Genomic DNA, 22,889 nt, shown 5'->3' on the forward strand with positions numbered 1-22,889 from the left:
ATTTTAGTCGAAGAATTGTGCGGGCATGATTTTTTTACCTCTTCTGTATCTCTCGTGGCTGTAGTGCTTCAGGATTCATCGGGAATTACTGCTCGGCTACTGTTCGCAAGAGTTTGTCTCATTACTTGCCAAAATGGATGGCTCTGACAATGGGCAATCTGCCAACACGCCAGTGGCAGCTGCCAGCGGTGATAATGACGAAGACGATTGCCGGGCCGTAGAGTCTGACGAAGCGCCGGGTGAAACTGAAAAAGGGTTAACCAAAGAGGACCGCAACAAGGAACTGGAAAAATTTTTGCACGTTGTTGCTCTGGAAGCTTCAGGCGAGTTCTATCACTCAAATTACGATAAAAGCTATTCTGACTGGCACATAATTGCTGAAATGCTGCTCGGGCAGCGAGCGTTCGCAAATCCTCATGCCAGAAAGGCAATCAGGTTTATGGTTGATTTATCAAAAGGGGGAGCCAAGACTGCCAATTTGCATTTTTTCGATACTACTGGCAACAGAGCAAACGCACGCAGAACGTTAGAGCAGGTGATGAACCAACTCAGGCAAAAGCAACCGGACAAAATTGATATCCGGCAAAATGGTTATTTCAGCAAGGTGTCCATCCAACTCTGGAAGGGTGGCCAAATATGCCATACCTGCCACGTGGCTGCGGTCACTGAATCCGGAGTGCCCTATGACAGTATGGCGATGGGGATACAAATTTTGTGTGGCAGGGAGCTGATGAAAGAATTGTATACCCATCGGGATAGAGCCCTGGACTTCCGATATTACCAACCCATGAAGCTTGTTGCTCCTTAACCCGGATATTTCACAAACTACCCCGAATCTCGCGAAGGACTTTGTTGGTCAGCAGAGATTGAACAATGGATACTGCAGAATTTATTTACAGGCTCAATGATTACTTCTGAAGATTCCGTATCAGCAAGCTAACACCCTCAGTTAACTCTCCAATGACATGGGGAGCATAAGCAATTTCCAACCATCGTTCTTTTTGCTGATGGGAAGAAGGATAAAGTACCCAGCAAAGCTGCTCCTGCCATGAGCAATCGGATTCAAGATCATAATGAATGCCGTATACCGGTAAGCTTCTGTTACCTATTTGTACTCCGTATCTGCCCTGTTCACTGCGGGTAGCAACAATGGTTCCTTCCTGATTGGCTTGAATTTGATAGACCAGCGTGGGTTTTTCATGGCTTTCGTGCTGGCTATAGACAGCGTGTGCCTTTAGCAGGCTGTTGATATAGTTCTCCAGTGCCTGTTTACGGCCCTTGCCGGGCGTGTTTGCCGTTATCTGTCTGGCAAATGAATCGGACTCCTCTGTGACGATCATTTTCTGGCCATGCTTATCGGAGTAAATAGCTGTTGACTTATTACTGCTTGCGTTGATCAGCGCTGGAAAGATCAACAGCGGTAAAAGAAAGGCGTATTTCTTCATATCAAAGGCCCTGAATTTATGATTTGTTATTTTTTTCCTGCAAGCCATTTCCTGACATTGCTGCCGGGCTCACTCGGGAGTGACCCGCATCACTTCTTCTATGGTGGTCATTCCAGCGGCAACTTTCTGTGCACCTGATTGTCTCAGGCTATACATGCCTTCCTTGATACATTGTTGGCTGAGCAGTGTAATGTCAGGATTTTCATTAACCATATCTTTAACCTGAGGGCTCATGGTTAAAATCTCATAAAGGCCGGCACGCCCACGATAACCCGTTTCACGGCAATCGAGGCAACCAACAGGCTGATAGACTTCTGAGGGTGCCGATGCGGGCCAGGGGTTTGTCAGGGCTTTCCAGCCACTGGTGTCCAGCGGTGCTTTCGCTTTGCAATTCGGGCAGAGGGTTCTGACCAGACGTTGTGCCATAACACCGAGCACGGTGTTTTTAATAAGATAAGGGGGGACACCAAGCTCAAGCAAACGGGTCAGGGCAGAGGGCGCATCATTGGTGTGCAGGGTAGAAATGACTAAATGCCCGGTCAGAGCGGCCTGAATTGCCATCTCGGCGGTTTCAAGATCACGGATCTCACCCACCATAATGATGTCAGGATCTTGCCTTAACAGTGCCCGAAGCCCTGAGGCAAAGGTCAGGTCGATGTTGTGTTGCACCTGCATCTGGTTGAAGGCAGGCTCCACCATTTCAATAGGGTCTTCGATAGTACAGACATTCACCTGATCCGTGGCCAGCTGCTTCAGTGTTGAGTAAAGCGTGGTGGTTTTACCAGAGCCCGTGGGACCAGTCACCAGAATGATACCGTTGGGCTGGCCTGACATGGCTTTCCAGCGCCGTTCATCTTCTCTGGAAAACCCCATATCGCTGAATGATTTGACCAGCACTTCCGGGTCAAAAATCCGCATCACCAATTTCTCACCAAATGCGGTAGGTAATGTGGACAAGCGCAGTTCGACCTCATAGCCATCGGCGTTACGGGTTTTCAATCGTCCATCCTGCGGCTTGCGCTTTTCGGCAACATTCATGCGGCCAAGAATTTTCAGGCGGCTGGTCATTGCTGCGGCGACTTTGACTGGCATCTGATAAATCGAGTGGAGTACACCATCAATTCGAAACCGGAGATTGCATTGTTCCCGGCGGGGCTCAATGTGGATATCGCTGGCTCTTTGTTCAAAAGCGTATTGGAGCAGCCAGTCAACAATGTTGACGATATGCTGGTCGTTGGCATCCGGAGCCTTCATGCTGCCCAGCTCCAGCATCTGTTCAAAGCTATTGAGCGAGGCAGAAGTGACACCGGCCTCCGAGCTGGCTCCCATCACTGACCGGGCCAGACGATAGAACTCGACGGTATAACGTCGGATATCGGTTGGATTGGCGACAACCCGCCGGATTTCCCGGCGATTCACATGGCGCAGATTGTCTTCCCAGATTCGATGCCATGGCTGGGCAGAGGCCACCACTATCTCAGTGCTGGTCACCTCAACCGCAAGGATCTGGTGTCGCATGGCAAAGGCATGGGACATGATGGGGGTAATGGCCGTAGCATCAATCTTGAGAGGATCGATGTGGAAGTAATCCTGACCGGCCAGTTCGGCGAGCCACTGACACAGGCGCTCAATATCCAGCTTGTTACCCGGATGACAAAGATCCTCCAGCTCCAGCTCAGCCAGGTATTCCAGGGGGTGCAGACGGACTTGTTCCGGTGTGCGCGGGCGGCTGAGGATATCATCAGCGGTTGCCTGCTCGATATGCTTGCTTCTGACCAGGTCAGACACAACCATTGCCAGATCCAGCATTTGTTCCCTGTGTTGCAGGCCATCTGCTTTATTATTGTTCACGTGAAATACCGTTTGCAGCTGGAATTGCCTTATATTCTCTCTTTTTTTTCGGCGTGGGGACAAATGGATTTATTGTTTCAGTAAATAGAGGTTTGAGCTGCTCTATCGATATATCACTGAGCTCGGCGGGCCAGACAGGCGTCAAAACCTGCCCGTCCAGTTTATTGGTGCGCAGCGGCCACTCCCATTCGCCCCGACGGGTCAGGCCATTGATGCTTTCTCCCCGGGTTTTCAGAGTTTGGATATATTGCCCGTTAACTTCACGAATCCGCAAAGCCACCCTGGCCTGGTTGAGTCTCAGGTCCCGGGTATCAAAGTAGGTATTCCCAAGGTGAAGGGTTTCTGATGGCTGTACTGCATGCTCCTGCCAGAATGGGTGACTTTTCAGCGGCTCAATCTGATCGGCAGGCACAGACAGCTTTAATTCGGTTTCCTGGCTCATTTTCTTATCCACAATGCGGTTGTCAAATTCTATCGGACGGAGAAATTATATAAAAATCATAGGTTCACGGGTAAAGGCACTCTGTGCTGCGCGCGCCAGCTGATGCGCATATGTGCAGGAATTGAAACGGCCTTCTATAATCAGGCGTTCAACCGGATGGATTTGAAAAATGCCTACCAGCAACATACTGGCGAGTGTTTTCGGCCGCTCACCAATAGGACCTATTCAAAAGCACATTACCACTGTTCACAAATGTGCGTTACAGCTGGAGCCATTCTTTCAGGCAGTGTTTGCCGAAGAGTGGGAGACGGCGTGTGAGGTTCAGCAGACAATCACCAAATTTGAGCACGAAGCGGATGTCATCAAGCGAAGTATCCGCCGGTCACTTCCCAAAAGCCTTTTTCTCCCCGTTCCCCGTACCGATCTGCTGGAAATCGTGACCGTTCAGGATAAAGTGGCTAACCGTGCCAAGGACATCGCAGGCCTTGTGTTAGGAAGAAAGATGGTTATTCCTGAATCCATGCACGAAGCATTCATTACCTATGTGCGCCTTTCAATTGCCACAACTGCACAGGCATTGAAAGCCATTCATGAGCTGGACGAGCTTCTGGAAACGGGTTTTCAGGGGCGGGAAGTTGATCTGGTGGAAAAAATGGTTGAAGAGCTGGACAACATTGAGAGCGAAACTGACAGGGACCAGGTAAAAATACGCCGTATGCTGTTTGATCTTGAGCAAACGCTGCCACCGGTTGACGTCATGTTTCTGTATCAGATTATCGAGTGGGTGGGCGATCTTGCGGATCGGGCTTCCCGTGTTGGTAGTTACCTCCAGTTGTTGCTGGCCCGTTAACTGAACCGGATGCAGACTGATGAGTATTATCGCTGAATATGGCACAGTTTTCCTTATCCTGGCCTGCCTGTTTGGGTTTTTTATGGCCTGGGGGGTTGGGGCCAACGATGTTGCCAATGCCATGGGGACGTCGGTTGGTTCGGGAGCCCTGACGGTTAAACAGGCTATTTGTATCGCTATCCTGCTGGAGTTCACCGGTGCTTATCTGGCAGGCGGGTCGGTCACTGAAACCATACGCAAGGGGATTATTGATCCATCCTTACCCCTGCTGGCTGGGAACCCCAATCTGCTGGTATATGGCATGCTGGCTTCGCTGCTGGCTGCGGGCACCTGGTTACTGATCGCTACACACTACGGCTGGCCGGTGTCCACTACCCATTCTATTGTTGGGGCCATTGTCGGTTTTGCGGCTGTTGGTATCTCTGCCGACACCGTCAGCTGGGGAAAAGTGGCAGCCATTGTTGGCAGCTGGGTTGTTTCTCCCCTGATGTCAGGGCTGTTCGCCTTCCTGATTTTTGTCAGCGTGCAGAAGCTGATTCTGGATACTGAAAATCCCTTCAGAAACGCCAAGCGCTATATGCCCCTTTATATGTTTCTGGTTGGCTTCATGATGTCGATGGTGACGCTGATCAAGGGCCTCAAGCATATTGGCTTGCCGCTGGATTATACCGAAAGCACTGTGCTCTCACTGATTATCGGCTTGGTCATAATGTTTATTGGCCAGATGGCGCTGGCAAAAATAAAGGAAGATATTCAGGCGGATATGTCGTTTCATTTCTCCAGTGTGGAGAAAGTCTTTGGGGTTATGATGATTTTTACCGCCTGTTCCATGGCCTTTGCCCATGGTTCCAACGATGTGGCCAATGCGGTGGGGCCATTGGCAGCGGTTGTCAGTGTGGTGATCAGTGGTGGTGAAATTGTCGGCAAGTCTTCCGTTCCGCCCTGGGTTCTGCTGGTGGGTGCTGTAGGTATTGTGGCAGGGCTGGCGACCTGGGGCTATAAGGTCATGGCTACCATAGGTTCTCATATCACCGAGCTGACACCCAGCCGGGGTTTTGCCGCAGAGCTTGCGGCCGCTTCTACGGTGGTGATGGCCTCCGGCACTGGCTTGCCAATCTCCACAACCCATACGCTGGTTGGTGCAGTTCTTGGCGTGGGACTGGCCAGGGGGATCGGCGCTTTGAACCTCCGCGTTATCAGCACCATCTTTATGTCCTGGCTGGTCACGCTGCCAGCAGGAGCGATTCTGGCGATTATTTTCTTCCACTGCCTCAAGTTGATTTTTGGCTAGCAAACCTTGAATTAGTTTCCAATAAGGCCTGCCCTGTTTATCATCTTAAGAGACTCCCTTCATTAGACGGTGATAATCAGGGTTATGAGCAGTCAGCAGCCAACATTTCAGCATGCACTTTCAAGATTGATCGAGATACCTTCTGTCAGCTCAACCCTTCCTGATCTGGATATGAGTAACCTGCCGGTTATCAATGAGTTGGCGGTGTGGTTGGAAGCGATGGGGTTTCAATGCGAGATTCAACCCCTGCCCGGGGCTCCTCACAAGGCGAACCTGATTGCAACTCTTGGCAGTGGCCCGGGAGGTTTGGTACTGGCCGGGCATACGGATACGGTTCCTTACAATGACAGCCTGTGGAAAAGTTCACCGTTTGCCCTGGAAGAAAGAGATGGCCGGTTTTATGGATTGGGCGTCTGCGATATGAAAGGCTTCTTTGCCCTGGTCATGGAAGCGGTTCGGGGGTATCTGGACACGCCACTGAAAGCACCACTGATCATTCTGGCCACGGCGGATGAAGAGTCCTCAATGAATGGTGCTCGTGCCCTGGCGGAACTTGGTCGACCAAAAGCGCGGTATGCTGTGGTGGGAGAACCTACCGGGATGCGACCTATTCATATGCACAAAGGCATTATGATGGAGCGTATTCAGATTCTCGGGCAATCCGGCCATTCCAGTAATCCGGCACTGGGCCGTAATGCCATGGAGACAGCCCACAAGGTGATCACTGACTTGATGCAGTTTCGCGCCGAACTGGCCGAGCGTTATCAGAACCCTGGCTTTACCATTCCGACCCCTACCTTGAACCTGGGTTGCATTCATGGTGGCGACAACCCTAACCGGATTTGTGGGCAGTGCCAGCTGGACTTCGATATTCGTATGCTGCCGGGGATGGACAGCGAACAACTGCGGCAGCAAATTCGTCAGAGGCTTTTGCCAATTGCTGAAGCGGATCAGGTTGAGATCTCACTCGAAGCAATTACACCGGCTATTGAAGCTTTTGCCGGTCCTGAGAATTCGGATCTGGTGGCTGCCTGTGAAAAGCTGACAGGGCATCAGGCAGAAGTCGCAGCCTTTGCTACTGAGGCTCCATTCTTTAGCCGACTGGGTATGGATACCGTGGTATTGGGACCAGGTGATATTGATCAGGCACACCAGCCAGATGAATACCTCTCGCAGGAACGGATAAAGCCAATGATTGCTATTTTGCAGTCATTGATCAGACAGTACTGCTTATCTTGAAGAGAAGTACTGCACGATGTTCTTATAACCTGAGCATGTGATACTCAGGACGGCCTTTAATAGAGTGTGTCATGGATAAACAAGTGTGGCTTGCGTGAAAAAAAAGGAAAATTCAGCAGACAGCGCAGAAAAGTACGTGAAGTTTTTCCGTCAATCATCACCCTATATTCATGCCCACAGGGGGAAAACCTTTGTGATCATGCTTAGTGGTGAAACGCTGGCTCACCCCAACCTTGGTAATATCATCAGTGATATTGCACTGATGAGCAGCCTGGGTGTCCGCCTTGTGCTGGTACACGGTGCCCGCCCTCAGATTGATGAGCGTTTACGGGAACGTGGCATTAAAACAGTGATTCATCAAGGCGGGGCTGGCAATGGCAGAGTGCATAATGAACGACGGGTCACTGACAGGCAGAGCCTTGAGTGTGTCAAAGATGCTGCAGGAAATATGCGAGCCCTGATTGAATCAAGGTTCTCGGTGGGACTGGTGAACTCGCCCATGCATGGTGCCAGGATTCGTGTTGTCAGTGGTAACTTTGTGACCGCCAAACCCCTGGGTGTGCTTGATGGTATCGATTTTAAGCATACGGGCGAAGTTCGGAGGATAGACAGCCAGGCCATCGATCATCTGCTAGACAGTGGTTATGTGGTGTTACTCTCCTGTCTCGGGCTTTCCCCCACCGGAGAGATTTTCAATATTGAAGCAGAGGAAGTGGCTACCCGCACTGCCATCAGTCTGCAAGCTGAAAAATTGATACTTTACGCTGAGCAGCAGGGGATTTTTGATCACCTGGGGAATCTGATCAATAGAATTTCTCCCCATGAAGCCATTAAAGAACTTGAGTCGCAGACTGGTGAATCCAGGCGACTACTGTCCTCCGCCGTGACCGCTTGCTCCGATGGTGTCGAACGGGCCCAGATTATCAGCTATCAGGATGATGGATCACTGCTGATGGAGCTGTTTACCCGTGATGGGGCCGGTACGCTGATTTCCAGAGATCACTATGAAGAAGTCCGTGGTGCAACCATTGAGGATGTGGGCGGTATTCTTGAACTGATCCGTCCTTTCGAGGAAAAAGGCATATTGCGCCGTCGCTCCCGAAAAGAATTGGAACGGGAAATAAAGCTGTTCAGTGTCGTGTTGCTGGACGGCATGATCATCGGCTGTGCTGCTCTTCATCCGTACTATGAAAATGGTACCAGTGCTGCAGAACTGGCCTGTGTTGTGGTCCATCCTGAATATCGCAGTGCACAGCGCGGTGATCGTTTGCTCGCCCATATTGAAGCGTTGGCAGAAGAACAGGGCATGAACGAAATCTACGTCATGACCACCCAGACTACCCATTGGTTTATTGAGCGGGAATTTGCTGAAGTTGCCTGTGATGATTTGCCGGCAGAGCTTAAAGCAAAATATAACCCCAAAAGGCAGTCAAAGGTTCTTATGAAAACGATAGGAGGCTGATCGAGAATACTGCCCGTCCCGGCGACAATTGTAATTAATGGGTTCCTTCTATCAATGACTCCCAAGCCCCGTTCGTCCTGAGCGGAGTCGAAGGGCGTAAACACCACACCCTGAATAAAGACTGTGCCAATCACCCTTCGACTCCGCTCTGGGTGAACGGAGATTGTACACATCAAACTCATTGAAATGGTGTGCTAGAGCAACGCAGGAGCAGTAGTCGCGTAGGGCAGTCTATTCTCGGACAACCTCCTGGGTTAACTGCAAACGAGCAGGCTACTTCCCGGTTTTTTTACTGTCAGAAACCCACTGAAGGAATCGTTCACGGGTTGTTTCATCCGCCTGGTTGTACCAATACTGCAGCATGCTTTCACTCATTGGCTGAGCCATTGCCGGTGCTGGCATGACAGAAGGTTGAGCAACCTGATATGAGACACCTTGCGGGTTAGCAATATAAACGGTTCCGGCCATTGCCCGAACAGCCGCCGGGCTGTCAGACAGGTTAAACTTCTGGATATCCTCCAACGTGTCTCCGCCGATTAACAGCCCGGATTTATTAAGCACGCTGAACTCAAAGGGAATCGCCTGACCTTTGGCATTGGTAATTGAGAATTGGGCCTTTGGCGACTGTGACAGTTTATCGGTATCCCTTGCTGTTTTCAGTCTCGGGGCATTAATGGTGTAGGCCTGATCACCAGACAGGTCAAACGTCATGATATACGGGCTGGTGGTAAACATTTTGGTATCACCACCGTCCCTCACCAGCGTTTTCAGCTGAAATACCAACTGATGACGGCCGTTGCCAAGAGAGAGGTCCTTCTTGCTGCCCAGATGATCGGCATCTTTACCATCAAGAACCAGCAGCTTTGTTTTCTCAGGCAGTACCAGTGTATTGTCAGCAATAACCGGCATGGCCAGAGTGGATACCAACAGTGCACCCAACAGACGACGTACAAACATAAGGCAGTGTTCTCCTATAGACAATCTATCGATTATAGGTTGGTACAACTACCGGTTCGTATTGTTGCTTTCCGAAGTTGTGGGCTTGAACTGTGGGCAGCGGCGCTATCGATGGCCAGGACACGGCTAAACCGGATCAATCGGGCGCTGGTTGCCAATTGGGTGTTGAGGGGATTGAGAAGAGTTATATTTGCTGCCAATAACATAAGTAATAATGCTGTGGAACAGCCTGAGAGTCTCTTCGTGCTTCTGGTAACTTCCTTCTCTTTGTGCTTTTTCAATCCAGGTTCTTAAGTCAAGCAGTTCGTCCAGACTATCGAGTTCTCTGATTTCCTTGAGTGCCAGGCCTTCTGATATTTCTCCTGTACGAAACCGGATAATCAGACGGCCACAGGGTTGGTTTCGGATAGAGTGCAAGAAATCCTCTGATGATAAACGCTGATGTTTATTGTGAGCATGCTGATCCGCTGATTCTCTCACCCGGTCAGCCCCTGGAGTATATCTGCGTTCCTGGCCTTCGGATACAGTAGTAACAACCCGTACACTATTACCAATCAGTGTTTTGGCTATTTGTTTGTTCCAGTTGGCGCTTTTTTCCTGAACAACACGATAGAATGTACCGAATGCACTGTTAATTTCCTGATCAAGCAACTGTTGTAAGGCGGCATGTTTAAGGATAACTATCGCGGCTTCTTCATCACTCATTGACTCATACGGCCCTTTGTTGAGTAGTTCACTTCGCTGTCTGGCTTCTTCCAGACTGTTGCCAATGTCTTCCATTGATTTTATCGACTGGAGTAAATGATCAACCATTGGCTCCAATTCCTGTTTGGCCAGTGAGCGTAGCGTACCAACTTCCTCGCGCCCTGTTCTTAGCCGTTTGCCAAACAGTTGTCTGGTATAATCAGGCTGCTTTTTAATAATCTTTGCCATTCTCTTTTTATTAACTTTGGTATTTGCATGATCGGCAGCCATATCCGTAAAAAAGAAAGCCACATAGCACAAGACTCCACTCAAAGTAATCTTTGGAGCGACAGGGGTTAAATTGATGGTGCTTCCTCTTTTTCCAGCTATTTTGAAAATTTTTACCAGGTTTTTATATAAGGTTCCTTTGACTTGGGTATAGAAAAAATCCTGAATCATGCTTTTCAAAATCCCGGCTGATTTAAAGGCCGCAGATTCTTGTTTAGGCTCAATTCCCACATTGTCAGAATCCGGTTGGCTCGCTGTGTGCCGGGCAGGATTCATCCAGTGAGGAATGATTTGCTGCATCCATTTTTTTTCATTGGTTTTTATCTGGTAGCCGTGAATGGTTAACTTTCTGTTTGTGGTGACACTCTTGAACAGTTCTTCTCTTTTTTCAGGAGGCATATCTTTAAATTTTGAATTCCACAGGTCTTCCAGATCCTTTATATGCCGGTTTTCAAGAATGGTGCGGCTGATCACGACATTCTCGATAAGCTTGTCAAAGTAAAATAAATTGGCTTTCAGTTTTTTTCTTCGCTCAAAGTACAGTGCTTTCTCATTCTCTAAAGCAATAGACTCTGCCAGTGTCTTCTGTTCCTTTTCTGCCATTGTTTTGAGTTTTATTGCCTGTTTTTCGAGATCGGCATAAGCGTTGTATATCTGTGAAAAGGTTTTATGAGTGCATCGATAACGAAGTTTGTTGATGAGCTTTTTTCTTTTCTTGTCGTTTGACTTATCAAAGTTGGTATAGTCAAAGTCAGCGTATTTTTTTATTTGTTTAAGTCCTCTGACCATCCTGACCCTGCGCCAGAGTTCGGTACTGGAAGACCAGAAAGCGATGTAACCCAGGTCAGTGATCAGTCCGACAGCAACGGCAATACCAATGGCAATTCCAGCAGGTGGGAAAATAGCAGTGAGGATGGCTCCAGTAAGTAAAATAAAGAAATTGTAAATCTGGTTTCGTTTATTGCGTAAGATATTTCTCTTTATTCTGTTGCCAATATCTTTAAGGTGTATATTTGCAAAAAAACGTTCTCCTGAAGCCAGTCGTTGAATATGTTTACTGTCTTCTTTCTCGATAAAATGACCTGTTTTCTTCGGCTCAGGTAGCTGAGGAAGTGGCGGCTGCTGATGATCGAGGGCTGCACTGTCAATACTTTTTACTTTATTGCCGGTTGCTGATTTTTGTTCTTCAATGGGCAGAACCAGGTTGTTTCGTAACTCTTTTTTAAACTCAAGCATTCGTTCAAAAGTGAACGTTTTTTCATCTTTTATGCCAACCTTTATTAATAAGTTTTTAATATATTCATATTGTTGTTCAGGATGCACTCCATATTGCTCTCTTCCCTGAAGTTGTTGCTGCATGACGGGTAAGCCGGAGGTTTTTTCATACTGCATTGCCAGGCGAATTTTTCTATGGATATGCGTCAGTAGTACTTGCTGCAGGAAGCCATCAGGTGGTGTTTTACCTTTACGTAAATACTCATAGGCCATATCCATGCTGCTGAGTTGAATGGATTTGACGACAGCTTCCATCGTTTCTGTGCTGATAGCGATATTTCCATCCGAAATACCCAGTCTGCCATCTTCTGATCGATGCAGCTTGATGTGGCCAGCATGCAGTTTTAATGCAGCAAGTACCTTCTGTGGGTTCTCTGGATTGTATTTGGTCAGATCATCAACCAGATCACTCACTGTCATTGAGGGGGCAGGGTGAATAAAGCGATTTATTTTTTCCTTACAGAAAGAGATTAAACGGTTATGCCAGTGCCTGGATTCAATATGCTCAGCCGCTTGAATGGTGGTCTCAACCGATTTTATTTCCCGGGTATCCGTGGCGTGTTGACCTTTACCGGGTTCGGATGGCGGGTATCCTGCGTGGTGCGAAGAAATATGATCTGTAGATGGTATCCGGGGCATTCCTCATTCCCTAAGGTAACCCTTATTAAAGGCTTGAATTGACTTATTGATCATTTGTAAAAATGATGCATTGCCTGCCCAGCGAACAATATAGAAAACAGACAACTTTTCCATGCAACATGACAAGCTGTTCAACTAACTATAGACAATCAGAATTGGAGAAAAGTGCATTTCCTGCATCTGAAGCGGCAGGAAATGTGGCATATACCAAGGGGGGAAGAGGAAAAACGACAGGTGCTGATATTCAGGTCCTGTCGAGCACCAGGTAACTGTAAGTCAGTGGCTGCTCATCTTCTGATTGGGTGTCTTCCCGGGAGATTTCCCGCCACTCCTGCGGGTTGATGTCCGGGAAAAAGGCATCACCGTCAAAACTTTGATACACCCGGGTCAGGTAAAGCCGGTCAGCCTGATCAATCGCCTGTCGATAGATCTGTTCGCCACCAATGACCATGATTTCTTCGTTACCGTTGATCAGGTTAGCCGCCTCCGCCAGGGCAATCCCATCATCCAGGCTGTGCACTACGCTGACGCCCTCATGGTGCCAGTTTTGATCCCGGGTAATGACGATATTGGTTCTGCCTGGCAGAGGCTTGCCCAGTGAGTCAAAGGTTTTCCGGCCCATGATCACAGGCTTTCCCATGGTAACCGCTTTGAAATAGCGCAGATCTCCCGGCAGATACCAGGGCATTTTATTATTGATGCCAATGGCGTTATTGTCTGCCACCGCAGCGATCAGGGCCAGTTTCATCCATGTTACTCCTTTTTTGAACCATACAGCTGTGAACCACAAAGACAACGCGTGTAAATCGCTGTGTCTTCCCGGTAGAAAATTTACGGCTTCGGGTTAAATACGCCAACATTCTCATGCCCTTCTTCCCGAAGGTGCATAGCATGCAGCTGACTCATTACACCCCTTTCGCAGTAGAGCAGGTAATGTCGATTGTTGTCCAGCTCCGGGAAGCGTGTGCGCAGCTGATAGAAGGGAATGATCACCACCTCGCGTCCGGGCATGGTAAATGGCTTTATCTCTTCTTCAGTGGGGTGACGAATATCGATAATCACTTCACCCTGATGTACTTCACTAACCACCTCAACTTCTTCCCGGGTCAGGTCATCCGCAATGATGTCGTGGATAGAGACCGTTCTCCGGCTTTGAATAGCATGTTCGAGTACATCGAAGTTGACCCGCTCCTCTTCTGCCACAATTCTCTCTACCCTGGCCCGGGTGGTGGGGTTTTTCGAGATCACTGCGCAGTATTCCGGAATATTACGAACGAATTCTTCAGTACCGATTTGTATGGATATATCGATGATTGCCTGCTTATCCATGGTAATCAGAGGCCGGAGCACCAGGGCATCGGTTACCGAGTCAATCACTGCCAGGTTAGGCAGTGTCTGGCTGGAAACCTGACCAATGGCTTCGCCGGTGACCAGTGCCGCCATCTCCATCTCTTTAGCCACCTTAGTGGCGGCCCTGAGCATCATTCGCTTGAGAATAACGCCCATCTGGGCGTTGTCCACTTTGGTCAGTATTTCTTCGACAACCCCTTCAAAAGGTACGGTAACGAACTTAACCTGGCGAGAAGAACCAAAGCGGTTCCACAGGTAGAAAGCCACCTCTTTTACTGCCAGCTCGTGGGCATGCCCACCCAGGTTGAAGAAGCAGAAGTGAGTGCGGATACCGCGCTTCATGGTCAGGAAGCTCGACACCGTAGAGTCAAAACCGCCGGAAATCAGCGAGAGAACCGGCTCCTGAGACCCGAGGGGATAGCCACCCAGACCTGCTCCCCGCTTCTTGGTCATAAAATAGCGGTCATTCTTGATATCAATACGAACCGTTATTTCAGGATTTTTCAGGCTGACCCCTTTGGCTTCGGTCTGCTGGATAAGGCCGCCACCGACAAATCGCTCTACCTCAATGGACTGGAAATCGTGCTTGCCGGTCCGGTTACAGCGAACGCAGAATGTTTTGCCCGCCAGTGTTTCTGAGTGAGCCTCAACGGCTTTTTCCAGAACATCGTCCAGGCTGACCAGCTTGTGCTCCGCCACCTGTAGCCAGTAGGCTATGCCCGGGATATGGCTTAACAGGTCACCGACCTCTGCCATCAGGATCTGATCATTGCTACTGGTCGTGACTTCTATATGATCCCATACACCGCAGACATCGATATTCTCATCCACACGCTTGAGAATGGTGCGAATATTTTTACGCAGCATTTTAATAAAGCGTTTTCTTACCGGGGCACTTTTAATGGTGATTTCCGGAAACAGTTTGATGATGAACTTCATGGATCAGGAGACCTTGTGGGCTGGGTAGTCAAGGCGGGTAGGACGGATAACTTAACCATTCGTTAACGGCGCATTATACCGAATAACCGAGAGCTCTGGCACCCTTGTAGCACGTTGCAGGATGACCCCGGGAAACCGGCTTATATGGATCGTAATTGGTATTTGTCTCTATGCCGGTAAGTAATGCTGCAAATCCCCTGTCAAAGGGGTTACACTGTCAGCCGCTGTTTGGTCAGATGGGTGTAGTAAAAGCTGTTTGCACTTATTTGGTGCGCTTATGGTTTTCTCTGCACCGTATCGGGCGGGCTTTTTCCGGATCTTGAGGTGCCTTGCATTGTTCAGGTGCGTGAGAGCCGTGAACATGTGTACTTTGAGCAGCCTGAGGAGGATAAGGCAAGCAAAAACTGTGTGAACCGGTCTGGTATCTGGCTGTTTCCCGGTCTCTTTTTGCTCAATGTTTGCCTTTTTTCAGATGTTCCACTGAAAAGCACTGTTTTTGTCCATCCCATCTGATCAAGTTGCAAAATGTGGCATAGCTATTGCTCATGGTCCAGCAAACGAATCTCCTGGCTGCTCGTTGATGAGACAGCAAAGAGATTGATCAGTAAACCGCCTGATCTGGTTGCCAGTGCGGTGTTTGTCCGGTTTTTTTGTCCTCCAGAGGGGAAATAATAAATGTCGAAGACTCTTAGCCTGATTAAGGAACATGACGTTAAGTGGGTTGATCTGCGTTTCACCGATACCAAGGGTAAAGAGCAGCACGTATCGATTCCCATTGGTGAAATAGACGACGAATTCTTCGAAGTCGGCAAAATGTTCGACGGTTCCTCTATCGCTGGCTGGAAGGGCATTAACGAATCCGACATGATTCTGATGCCAGATGACAGCACGGCTGTCATCGATCCATTCACTGAAGCCACCACCCTTAACCTGCGCTGTGACATCGTGGAGCCATCCACCATGCAGGGTTATGAGCGTGACCCACGCTCTGTTGCCAAGCGTGCCGAAGAGTACCTGAAGTCTACCGGCATTGCCGACACTGCGTTCTTTGGTCCTGAGCCAGAGTTCTTTGTGTTTGACGACGTTAAGTGGAGCGTTGATATCTCCGGTGCTTCTTACGAAGTGAACTCAGAAGAAGCGGCATGGTCTTCCAACGCCAAATTTGAAGGCGGCAACATCGGTCATCGTCCAAAAGTGAAGGGCGGTTACTTCCCGGTACCACCGGTTGACTCCCTGCACGACCTGCGTGCCGCCATGTGTGATGCCATGGAAGCCCAGGGTCTGGACGTTGAAGTTCATCACCACGAAGTAGGTACTGCTGGTCAGTGTGAAATCGGTGTCAAGTTCAACACCCTGGTAAAGAAAGCTGACGAAGTTCAGATTCTGAAGTACGCAGTGCATAACGTTGCTCATGCCTATGGCAAGACCGCTACCTTTATGCCGAAGCCACTGGTAGGCGACAACGGCTCCGGTATGCACGTTCACATGTCTCTGTCCAAGAACGGCGAGAACCTGTTTGCTGGTGACGGCTATGCAGGCCTGTCTGAAGAAGCCCTGTACTACATCGGTGGTGTAATCAAGCATGCCAAGGCCATCAATGCCTTTGCCAACGCTTCTACCAACTCCTACAAGCGTCTGATCCCGGGCTTTGAGGCTCCGGTTATGCTGGCTTACTCGGCCCGTAACCGCTCTGCTTCTATCCGTATTCCCTACGTGAACAGCCCTAAGGCCCGTCGTATTGAAGTACGTTTCCCTGACCCCACTGCCAACCCATACCTGGCCTTTGCGGCCCTGATGATGGCCGGTCTGGACGGGATCAAGAACAAGATCCATCCTGGCGATGCGGCTGATAAGGATCTGTACGATCTGCCACCAGAAGAAGCGGCCGAGATCCCAACGGTTTCTGCCAGCTTTGAAGAATCCCTGGCTGCCCTGGACGCTGACCGTGAGTTCCTGACGGCCGGTGGCGTATTCACAGACGACATGATCGATGGTTACATTGAACTCAAGAAGGAAGAGTGTCTTGCCGTTAGCCAGACAACTCACCCGGTAGAGTTTGATCTGTATTATTCTGTCTAAACCGTTTTTGCAGACCGGATAAGCTGTCGTTTAACCTCAAGCCAGAGCGAAAGTTCTGGCTTTTCTCTTTCTGATGAACCCTGTAAATGCACGACTGAATGGATGTAGGCGGCAGACGTACACAGGGGCCATTACCGGGAAATAACCAGCATGCGTTTTCCCCGTTACTACCTGTTAAAAAGTCTTGGTAACTATTAAGCTAACCAGTGCTCAACACGATATAAGCCGGATATGACTTCACTAAGGCAAGAGGCTCATGAATATAAAAAAGGCAATGGTTTGGTCTTTTCTGGCGGTGATTCTGCCCCTGGTATCAGTGAACTTTGCGTTTGGCACGATTTACAAAACAGTGGATCAGGACGGAAATGTGATCTTTACTGACTCCCGACCTGCGGATCAGCCCAGTGAGGAGGTCAAGTTACGCCCGATTACGCCAATGTCTCCAGCACCGGAGAATAAGCCTGAATTACCAAAACCTGCTCAAAAAGTGAGCAAGAAGCCCTACGGCAGACTGCAGATTATAGAGCCAGCCAATAATGCCACGGTGCGTAACCAGGGAAATTTCACGGTAAAAATTGTCACAGCACCCAAAATCATTGATGGTCACAAAGTTCGCCTGCTGCTTGATGGAAAGGTGGTGGCGGGCCCCAAGCGAAATTTAACCTTTGAACTTGAGAATGTGGATCGTGGTACCCACAACCTTGTCGTGGAGATCATTGATAACCAGGCCAAAGTCATTCAGTCGTCCAGCAATACGATCCATGTCCATCGAATCTTATTCACGCCCGCAGTATCTATAAACCCTCCTGCCTCCTGACGGCTGCACCAAAAAGGGGAGAGTGAGCTATAGGCTTTCCCCCACACTTTCAGACCAGCCCATAGTTTTGCTAGTTTAATCTCCATAAACCTGGTGCTCTGATTATATTAATGCACTATTATGGTGCAATTGAAGCTGGCAAGTTGGAATTAACGTTTGAGCATCTTTTCGATGGTACGTACTGATATGGCCCGAATAGATGAAATATCAGGCAGGTTGGAAGTTTCACGGTAAAAAGTCTGGCTTGCCATCAAGGGTGGTTTGGTTTTTGCATTAACGATAGCCAATACCGTTTCGCATCAGATTCAGGTCAACAGAGCCTGAAATGCACCATAAAAGTAATAACAATACCTGACCATGAAGCAGCTTTTACCTGGCTCTTTAGAAGAGATAATCCCTGAAACAGGAACTATGCAAAACATCATTCTGGATAACCTGAATACCGTGGTGATGGTGCTCGACCGGGAGTTCCGGGTGATTACCCTGAATCCGGCGGCAGAAACCCTGCTGGATACCAGTTTGAAAAGGATTCTGAACCAGCCGGTAACCACGGTGATTCCTGACGAAAACTTCAAGGCTGATCTGGATCGCAGTCTGTCTCAGTATCAGAAGTTTACCCGTCGGGAAACCGACTTTCCCATCAATGGGGAGATGATCAATGTGGATTACAGCATTTCACCCATCACCTGCGGGGAAGCAAGGCTGCTTCTGGAAATCAATCCCCGTGACCGGGTTCAGAAAATTACCCGGGAAGAGTCTCTGATCGCCAAGCAGGAAACCTCCAGAATTCTGGTTCGGGGGCTGGCCCATGAAGTAAAAAATCCCCTTGGCGGTATTCGTGGCGCGGCTCAGCTTCTGGCCAGGGAACTGGAGGACCAGGGGCTGAAAGAATTTACCGGGATTATTATCCAGGAAGCGGATCGGCTCCGTGACCTGGTCGACCAGATGCTGGGGCCGCTTCAGCCACCAAAAATGGAAGACCTGAACATTCATGAAGTACTTGAAAGGGTGATGCAGTTAATCAATGCCGAAACCGGTGGAGAACTCAGGCTCAAACGAGACTACGATCCAAGTATTCCCGATATACCGGGTGACTTTGAACGAATGATACAGGCCATTTTGAACCTGGTGCGCAATGCCATGCAGGCCATTGATCAGGCTATGCCGCGATCTGAAGGCCTGATCACCCTGAGAACCCGTATTGCAAGACAATTTACCATCGGCACCCAGCGACGGCGGCTGGTTTGTCACTTGTCCATTATTGATAACGGGCCAGGAATTCCGCCTGATCTGATCGACAATATTTTCTACCCCATGATCAGTGGTCGTGCCGATGGAACGGGCCTGGGGTTACCCATGGCACAGTCCATCATCAGCCTGCATCAGGGATTGATTGAGTGTGAGAGTAAGCCGGGTGAAACCATTTTTAACGTGTTCTTACCCATCACCAGAGAACCGCTTTCGCTGGATATGACACAGGAGTGAGGTATGAGTTTGAGTTCCAAAGTCTGGATCGTGGATGACGACCAGGCAATACGCTGGGTTCTGGAGCGGGCCCTGAATTCAGCCGGTATCGAAACACAATCCTTTGATGCGCCGGAAAAAGTGCTGGCAGCGCTGGAACACAGTGAACCGGAGGCCCTGATCAGTGATGTCCGGATGCCGGGCATGAACGGTTTGCAACTGATGAAGGCGGTTCATGAACGGAAGCCGGATATTCCCGTTATTATCATGACGGCACACTCGGATCTGGACAGCGCCGTGTCTTCCTACCAGAGCGGAGCATTTGAGTACCTGCCGAAGCCTTTTGATATTGATGAAGCGGTAGCGCTGGTCAAGCGCGGTCAGGAACATCGCCAGCAACAACTGGCTGAGGCAGCGGTTCCGGAGGCCTCCCTGCAACAGGAGGAGTCTACGGAGATTATCGGTGAAGCCCCTGCCATGCAGGAAGTGTTTCGTGCCATTGGCCGCCTGTCGCACTCCAACATCACCGTATTGATTAATGGTGAATCCGGCACCGGTAAAGAGCTGGTGGCCAGGGCACTGCATCGCCACAGCCCCCGGGCGGAGCGATCTTTTATTGCCTTGAATATGGCAGCGATTCCCCGGGACCTGATTGAGTCTGAACTCTTTGGTCACGAAAAAGGTGCATTTACCGGTGCCGGAGGCATGCGTCGTGGGCGTTTTGAACAGGCCGGTGGTGGTACCCTGTTTCTGGATGAAATTGGCGATATGCCCGCCGATACCCAGACCCGCTTACTGCGCGTGTTGGCCGATGGCGAATTTTACCGCGTGGGTGGGCACACGCCGGTTAAAGCCGATGTGCGAATTATTGCAGCGACCCATCAGAACCTTGAAAAACTGGTGGCAGAAGGCAAGTTCCGTGAAGATCTTTTTCACCGACTGAATGTCATCCGGGTACATCTGCCAAAGCTTAAGGATCGTCGTGAAGATATTCCACGACTGGCGCGTTTCTTTCTGGACAAGGCAGGCAAAGAGCTTGAAGTGGAACCGAAAATCCTGCACCCTGAAACGGCCGGTTACATCAGCACTCTGGACTGGCCCGGTAACGTCCGGCAGTTGGAAAACACCTGTCGCTGGTTAACTGTGATGGCCTCTGGCCGTGAAGTGCTGGTCTCTGACCTGCCCCCAGAGTTGATGGATAAGGGAGACAGTGACCTGGGTTCGGTAACCGGCTATGGCAGCTGGCAGCAACTGTTCCGCCAATGGTGTGATCGTGAGCTGGCAGCGGGGCAGGTCGGCATTCTTGATCAGGCGGTGCCTGCCTTTGAAACCATTGTTATTGAATCAGCACTGGCCCATACCGGTGGCCGTAAAAAAGATGCAGCAGAGTTACTGGGATGGGGCCGGAATACGCTTACCCGGAAGATTAAGGAGCTGAACCTGGAGCCTTCAGCGCCTTTGGAAGAGCCCTCAGCGCCTTTGGAAGAAGAGCTGATTGGTTAAGTACCGCAATATCTAAGGGCATAAACGACACGGAGACAAAAAGTTTTTATATCGTATTTCTGTTTCCATGGTTAAAAAGCTTACTCCTGATATAAGGAAATTTTACAGGACATAAGGTCAATAGTACGTCTTTCACACTGCCTATACTGAAAACAGGATGTGGCAGTAAGGCAGTAGCATCATGGAACGGACTCTATCTCTACGCCAGAGAATTGGCGCATTTTTCCTATTTGGTATATTTGCCGTCACTTCGTTGACATACGTTGAAGCAGCGACCCAGGGAAAACCGGGTAACACCTCCACCGGTTCATTTTCTATCACGCTCATTGTTTACCCGTCCTTGCAGTCGCAGGTTGTCATTGTGGATGAGAGTGCAACGGATGAAAACGGTAATCCGGATATTATCCCAACCAGTACGCTGAGTTTTGATCGCCCGGTTTCCCTCTGTGTCTCAGGGCGTGGCTTATCCCAATTCAGCCTGGCCTCCAGCGGTGCCGACGGTGTTGATTTAAGCGTCTCTGAGCCAGCGGGAGAAACCCGGATTACCGGGCAGCCCTCCGCCATATTTGGTGTTGAAAACGACTGCCGTAACAGCAGCAGACAATTGACTGCCCAGCCGGTAGCCGGTTTTCAGGGCTCAAAACAGCCTGCGACGTTATTGATTCAAGCCGAGTAAGGGTAAGTTTCAGGCAACTTAGGCAGTAAAACCCATTTGAGATTATTTTTCGTGGCAATAGAATAGCGGAATATTGTTCATCCCCTGTCGCCTCAAACCTCCCTGGCTTATGCAGCGAAGTTTGGCCCGGGGCAAACCGGAATTGCCATTATATGTTCATGAAACGTCTTGTCCGTGGAGCCTGCCTGCTGGTCACTCTTATCGCCAGCTCACAAGTGCTGGCAACCATGTCTCTTGATCGTATGATCGTCTACTTCAAGCCAGACCAGCTGCCACGGCAGGATGTGGTGGTCTCCAATCCGGATAAAGAAAATCTCTACCTGCAAACTGAAGTGTACAACGTCATCAATCCCGGTACGGAGCAGGAAGAACGTATTCGGGTAACAGACCCCAATGACATCAAACTGCTGGCCACACCGGGAAAAGCCATTATTCCGCCCAATGGCCGTAAAACCGTAAGGTTGGTGAGTCTGGAAACCCCCAAAGATAAAGAGCTGGTCTATCGAGTAACCTTCCGTCCTGTGGTTGGTGACCTGGAAGCCAAACAAACCGCCATCAAACTGCTGGTAGCCTATCAGGCCCTGGTCTTTGTGCGCCCTCAGAACCCTGAGTATAAAGTGGAGGGTAAATTGGATAATGGCAAAATGACGTTTACCAATAGCGGCAATATCAACGTGGTGCTTCGTAATGGAAAATACTGCACCAGTAATGCGCAAGAGAGCTGTACTGACCTGAGCGACGGTACTCGTATTTATGCCGGTGAAAGTTGGGAAATGCCTCTGCCCGAGGGTGCAGCAAAAGGTAAAGGGTTTATTCAGTATGGCCTGTTCGATGGTGAGTTTGAGGAGACTCAGAAGTTCTCTCTGTAAATACAGGCGATTTGTCGCTTGGTGAAGCTCCCGGTGGGATGATTCGAGAGTTCCTTAACAGAACCATCTGGCACCCTGCCGAAATCTTGGGAACAGGATTGCCGGAGACCCGGAAACAAATCAATATAGCTCTCCATGGCAATATGATTCTGATCCACTTTAACGGATAAGGTTTTGAGATCACGGGGCAGTGTCAGCACCACCTGCTCAAGGTCGGCAGTAGCCTTATGGTTGGAAAGCAGCAGGTCCTGATGTTTCTTCATATGGCTGGCCAGGGTATCCACCCCCTTGCTGGTATCCACCTGGTTACGACGCACCTTCCTCACTTCTTCTAATCGGGTCAGGCGGAACTCGTAACGTTCGACGGTCATTATTATCATCCTCATCACTTGCCTGGAGTGTCAAAGCCAGACCAGAGCAGTAGAAATGCAAATATTCAAACTGCTGCCTTTGAGTTACGGTCGGGAGCGGTGTTGTCAGTGCGGCAAAGTAAAGAGCAACGCAAACGAGAAATGAGTTTTGCCGGGCCGTAATGTTTGTGGTAAACAGGCTGTTTGTCAGTTGGTAGTTTTATTCGGTAGTGAGTTGTGAGATTTTCTGTTTTATGGGGAATTCTCCTCTTTCTTTCATTTCAGGTTGATGGATTACAGGGTAGCCGGGTTGAGCAGGGCGGTAACCAGCCATTCATAAATATGCCCGACGATAACTTCAGTGAGGTCTGGAGCGGCGAAGAAACGCTGGTTCTCAAGACATCCTTCTGTCTCACGGT

At 49.5% G+C, this 22,889-nt stretch carries 19 protein-coding genes; 11 read left to right on the forward strand and 8 right to left on the reverse strand.

Annotated features, from left to right (window positions below; genetic code table 11):
- The first annotated feature begins 133 nt into the window (after positions 1 to 133).
- Positions 134 to 808 carry a hypothetical protein gene (locus ACO6UY_RS09000; protein ID WP_422489688.1) on the forward strand — a complete coding sequence of 225 codons (675 nt, stop codon included), beginning with the start codon at positions 134 to 136 and terminating at the stop codon, positions 806 to 808.
- A 100-nt stretch (positions 809 to 908) separates the two neighbouring features.
- Here the strand turns inward: ACO6UY_RS09000 and ACO6UY_RS09005 are convergent, their stop codons facing one another.
- The 3 genes from ACO6UY_RS09005 to ACO6UY_RS09015 all read right to left on the reverse strand — a co-directional run bounded on the left by ACO6UY_RS09005 (position 909) and on the right by ACO6UY_RS09015 (position 3,738).
- On the reverse strand, positions 909 to 1,445 hold the full coding sequence (locus ACO6UY_RS09005; RefSeq protein WP_422460646.1) for a hypothetical protein: 537 nt from the start codon (positions 1,443 to 1,445) through the stop codon (positions 909 to 911).
- A gap of 69 nt (positions 1,446 to 1,514) precedes the next feature.
- Positions 1,515 to 3,254, reverse strand: coding sequence for a GspE/PulE family protein (locus ACO6UY_RS09010; RefSeq protein WP_422450544.1), 1,740 nt, complete (start codon positions 3,252 to 3,254; stop codon positions 1,515 to 1,517).
- Between the two features lie 31 nt (positions 3,255 to 3,285).
- On the reverse strand, positions 3,286 to 3,738 hold the full coding sequence (locus ACO6UY_RS09015; protein ID WP_422460644.1) for an inorganic triphosphatase: 453 nt from the start codon (positions 3,736 to 3,738) through the stop codon (positions 3,286 to 3,288).
- 169 nt (positions 3,739 to 3,907) lie between these two features.
- Between ACO6UY_RS09015 and ACO6UY_RS09020 the strand changes: the two genes are divergently transcribed.
- The 4 genes from ACO6UY_RS09020 (at position 3,908) to argA (ending at position 8,580) form a co-directional block, all read left to right on the forward strand.
- Positions 3,908 to 4,588, forward strand: a complete 681-nt coding sequence (locus ACO6UY_RS09020) for a TIGR00153 family protein (protein WP_101746454.1) — start codon at positions 3,908 to 3,910, stop codon at positions 4,586 to 4,588.
- A gap of 19 nt (positions 4,589 to 4,607) precedes the next feature.
- Complete coding sequence (locus ACO6UY_RS09025; protein ID WP_422449919.1) at positions 4,608 to 5,879, forward strand: inorganic phosphate transporter; 1,272 nt, start codon at positions 4,608 to 4,610, stop codon at positions 5,877 to 5,879.
- An 84-nt stretch (positions 5,880 to 5,963) separates the two neighbouring features.
- Positions 5,964 to 7,118, forward strand: coding sequence for an acetylornithine deacetylase (gene argE, locus ACO6UY_RS09030; RefSeq protein WP_422449920.1), 1,155 nt, complete (start codon positions 5,964 to 5,966; stop codon positions 7,116 to 7,118).
- Between the two features lie 94 nt (positions 7,119 to 7,212).
- Positions 7,213 to 8,580 (forward strand): amino-acid N-acetyltransferase, encoded by a 1,368-nt coding sequence (gene argA / locus ACO6UY_RS09035; RefSeq protein WP_422450545.1) that lies wholly within the window; start codon positions 7,213 to 7,215, stop codon positions 8,578 to 8,580.
- A 273-nt stretch (positions 8,581 to 8,853) separates the two neighbouring features.
- Here the strand turns inward: argA and ACO6UY_RS09040 are convergent, their stop codons facing one another.
- From ACO6UY_RS09040 to thiI, 4 genes are all read right to left on the reverse strand, one after another.
- Positions 8,854 to 9,537, reverse strand: coding sequence for a DUF2057 family protein (locus ACO6UY_RS09040; protein ID WP_422449921.1), 684 nt, complete (start codon positions 9,535 to 9,537; stop codon positions 8,854 to 8,856).
- A gap of 126 nt (positions 9,538 to 9,663) precedes the next feature.
- Positions 9,664 to 12,423, reverse strand: coding sequence for a hypothetical protein (locus tag ACO6UY_RS09045; protein ID WP_422449922.1), 2,760 nt, complete (start codon positions 12,421 to 12,423; stop codon positions 9,664 to 9,666).
- A gap of 244 nt (positions 12,424 to 12,667) precedes the next feature.
- Complete coding sequence (locus tag ACO6UY_RS09050; RefSeq protein WP_422449923.1) at positions 12,668 to 13,171, reverse strand: dihydrofolate reductase; 504 nt, start codon at positions 13,169 to 13,171, stop codon at positions 12,668 to 12,670.
- Positions 13,172 to 13,254: 83 nt separating this feature from the next.
- Positions 13,255 to 14,712: a tRNA uracil 4-sulfurtransferase ThiI gene (thiI, locus tag ACO6UY_RS09055; RefSeq protein ID WP_422449924.1), complete on the reverse strand. Its 1,458-nt coding sequence runs from the start codon at positions 14,710 to 14,712 to the stop codon at positions 13,255 to 13,257.
- A gap of 675 nt (positions 14,713 to 15,387) precedes the next feature.
- On the opposite strand from thiI, the gene glnA reads away from it, so the two are divergent.
- The 6 genes from glnA to ACO6UY_RS09085 all read left to right on the forward strand — a co-directional run bounded on the left by glnA (position 15,388) and on the right by ACO6UY_RS09085 (position 22,120).
- Positions 15,388 to 16,791 carry a glutamate--ammonia ligase gene (glnA, locus tag ACO6UY_RS09060; RefSeq protein ID WP_101746446.1) on the forward strand — a complete coding sequence of 468 codons (1,404 nt, stop codon included), beginning with the start codon at positions 15,388 to 15,390 and terminating at the stop codon, positions 16,789 to 16,791.
- Between the two features lie 256 nt (positions 16,792 to 17,047).
- Positions 17,048 to 17,608 (forward strand): DUF4124 domain-containing protein, encoded by a 561-nt coding sequence (locus ACO6UY_RS09065; protein WP_422449925.1) that lies wholly within the window; start codon positions 17,048 to 17,050, stop codon positions 17,606 to 17,608.
- Between the two features lie 411 nt (positions 17,609 to 18,019).
- Positions 18,020 to 19,093: a nitrogen regulation protein NR(II) gene (gene glnL / locus ACO6UY_RS09070; RefSeq protein WP_422449926.1), complete on the forward strand. Its 1,074-nt coding sequence runs from the start codon at positions 18,020 to 18,022 to the stop codon at positions 19,091 to 19,093.
- A 3-nt stretch (positions 19,094 to 19,096) separates the two neighbouring features.
- Positions 19,097 to 20,575: a nitrogen regulation protein NR(I) gene (gene glnG, locus ACO6UY_RS09075; RefSeq protein WP_422449927.1), complete on the forward strand. Its 1,479-nt coding sequence runs from the start codon at positions 19,097 to 19,099 to the stop codon at positions 20,573 to 20,575.
- Positions 20,576 to 20,936: 361 nt separating this feature from the next.
- Positions 20,937 to 21,251 carry a hypothetical protein gene (locus tag ACO6UY_RS09080; RefSeq protein WP_422489690.1) on the forward strand — a complete coding sequence of 105 codons (315 nt, stop codon included), beginning with the start codon at positions 20,937 to 20,939 and terminating at the stop codon, positions 21,249 to 21,251.
- 152 nt (positions 21,252 to 21,403) lie between these two features.
- Positions 21,404 to 22,120, forward strand: coding sequence for a molecular chaperone (locus tag ACO6UY_RS09085; RefSeq protein WP_422449929.1), 717 nt, complete (start codon positions 21,404 to 21,406; stop codon positions 22,118 to 22,120).
- On the opposite strand, the gene ACO6UY_RS09090 is transcribed toward ACO6UY_RS09085, so the two are convergent.
- Positions 22,102 to 22,491, reverse strand: coding sequence for a hypothetical protein (locus ACO6UY_RS09090; protein ID WP_422449930.1), 390 nt, complete (start codon positions 22,489 to 22,491; stop codon positions 22,102 to 22,104). The genes ACO6UY_RS09085 and ACO6UY_RS09090 overlap by 19 nt on opposite strands.
- Between the last annotated feature and the right edge of the window lie 398 nt (positions 22,492 to 22,889).

It is taken from the genome of Endozoicomonas sp. ALE010 (genome assembly GCF_049310165.1).
In the GTDB taxonomy this organism is placed as follows: domain Bacteria; phylum Pseudomonadota; class Gammaproteobacteria; order Pseudomonadales; family Endozoicomonadaceae; genus Endozoicomonas.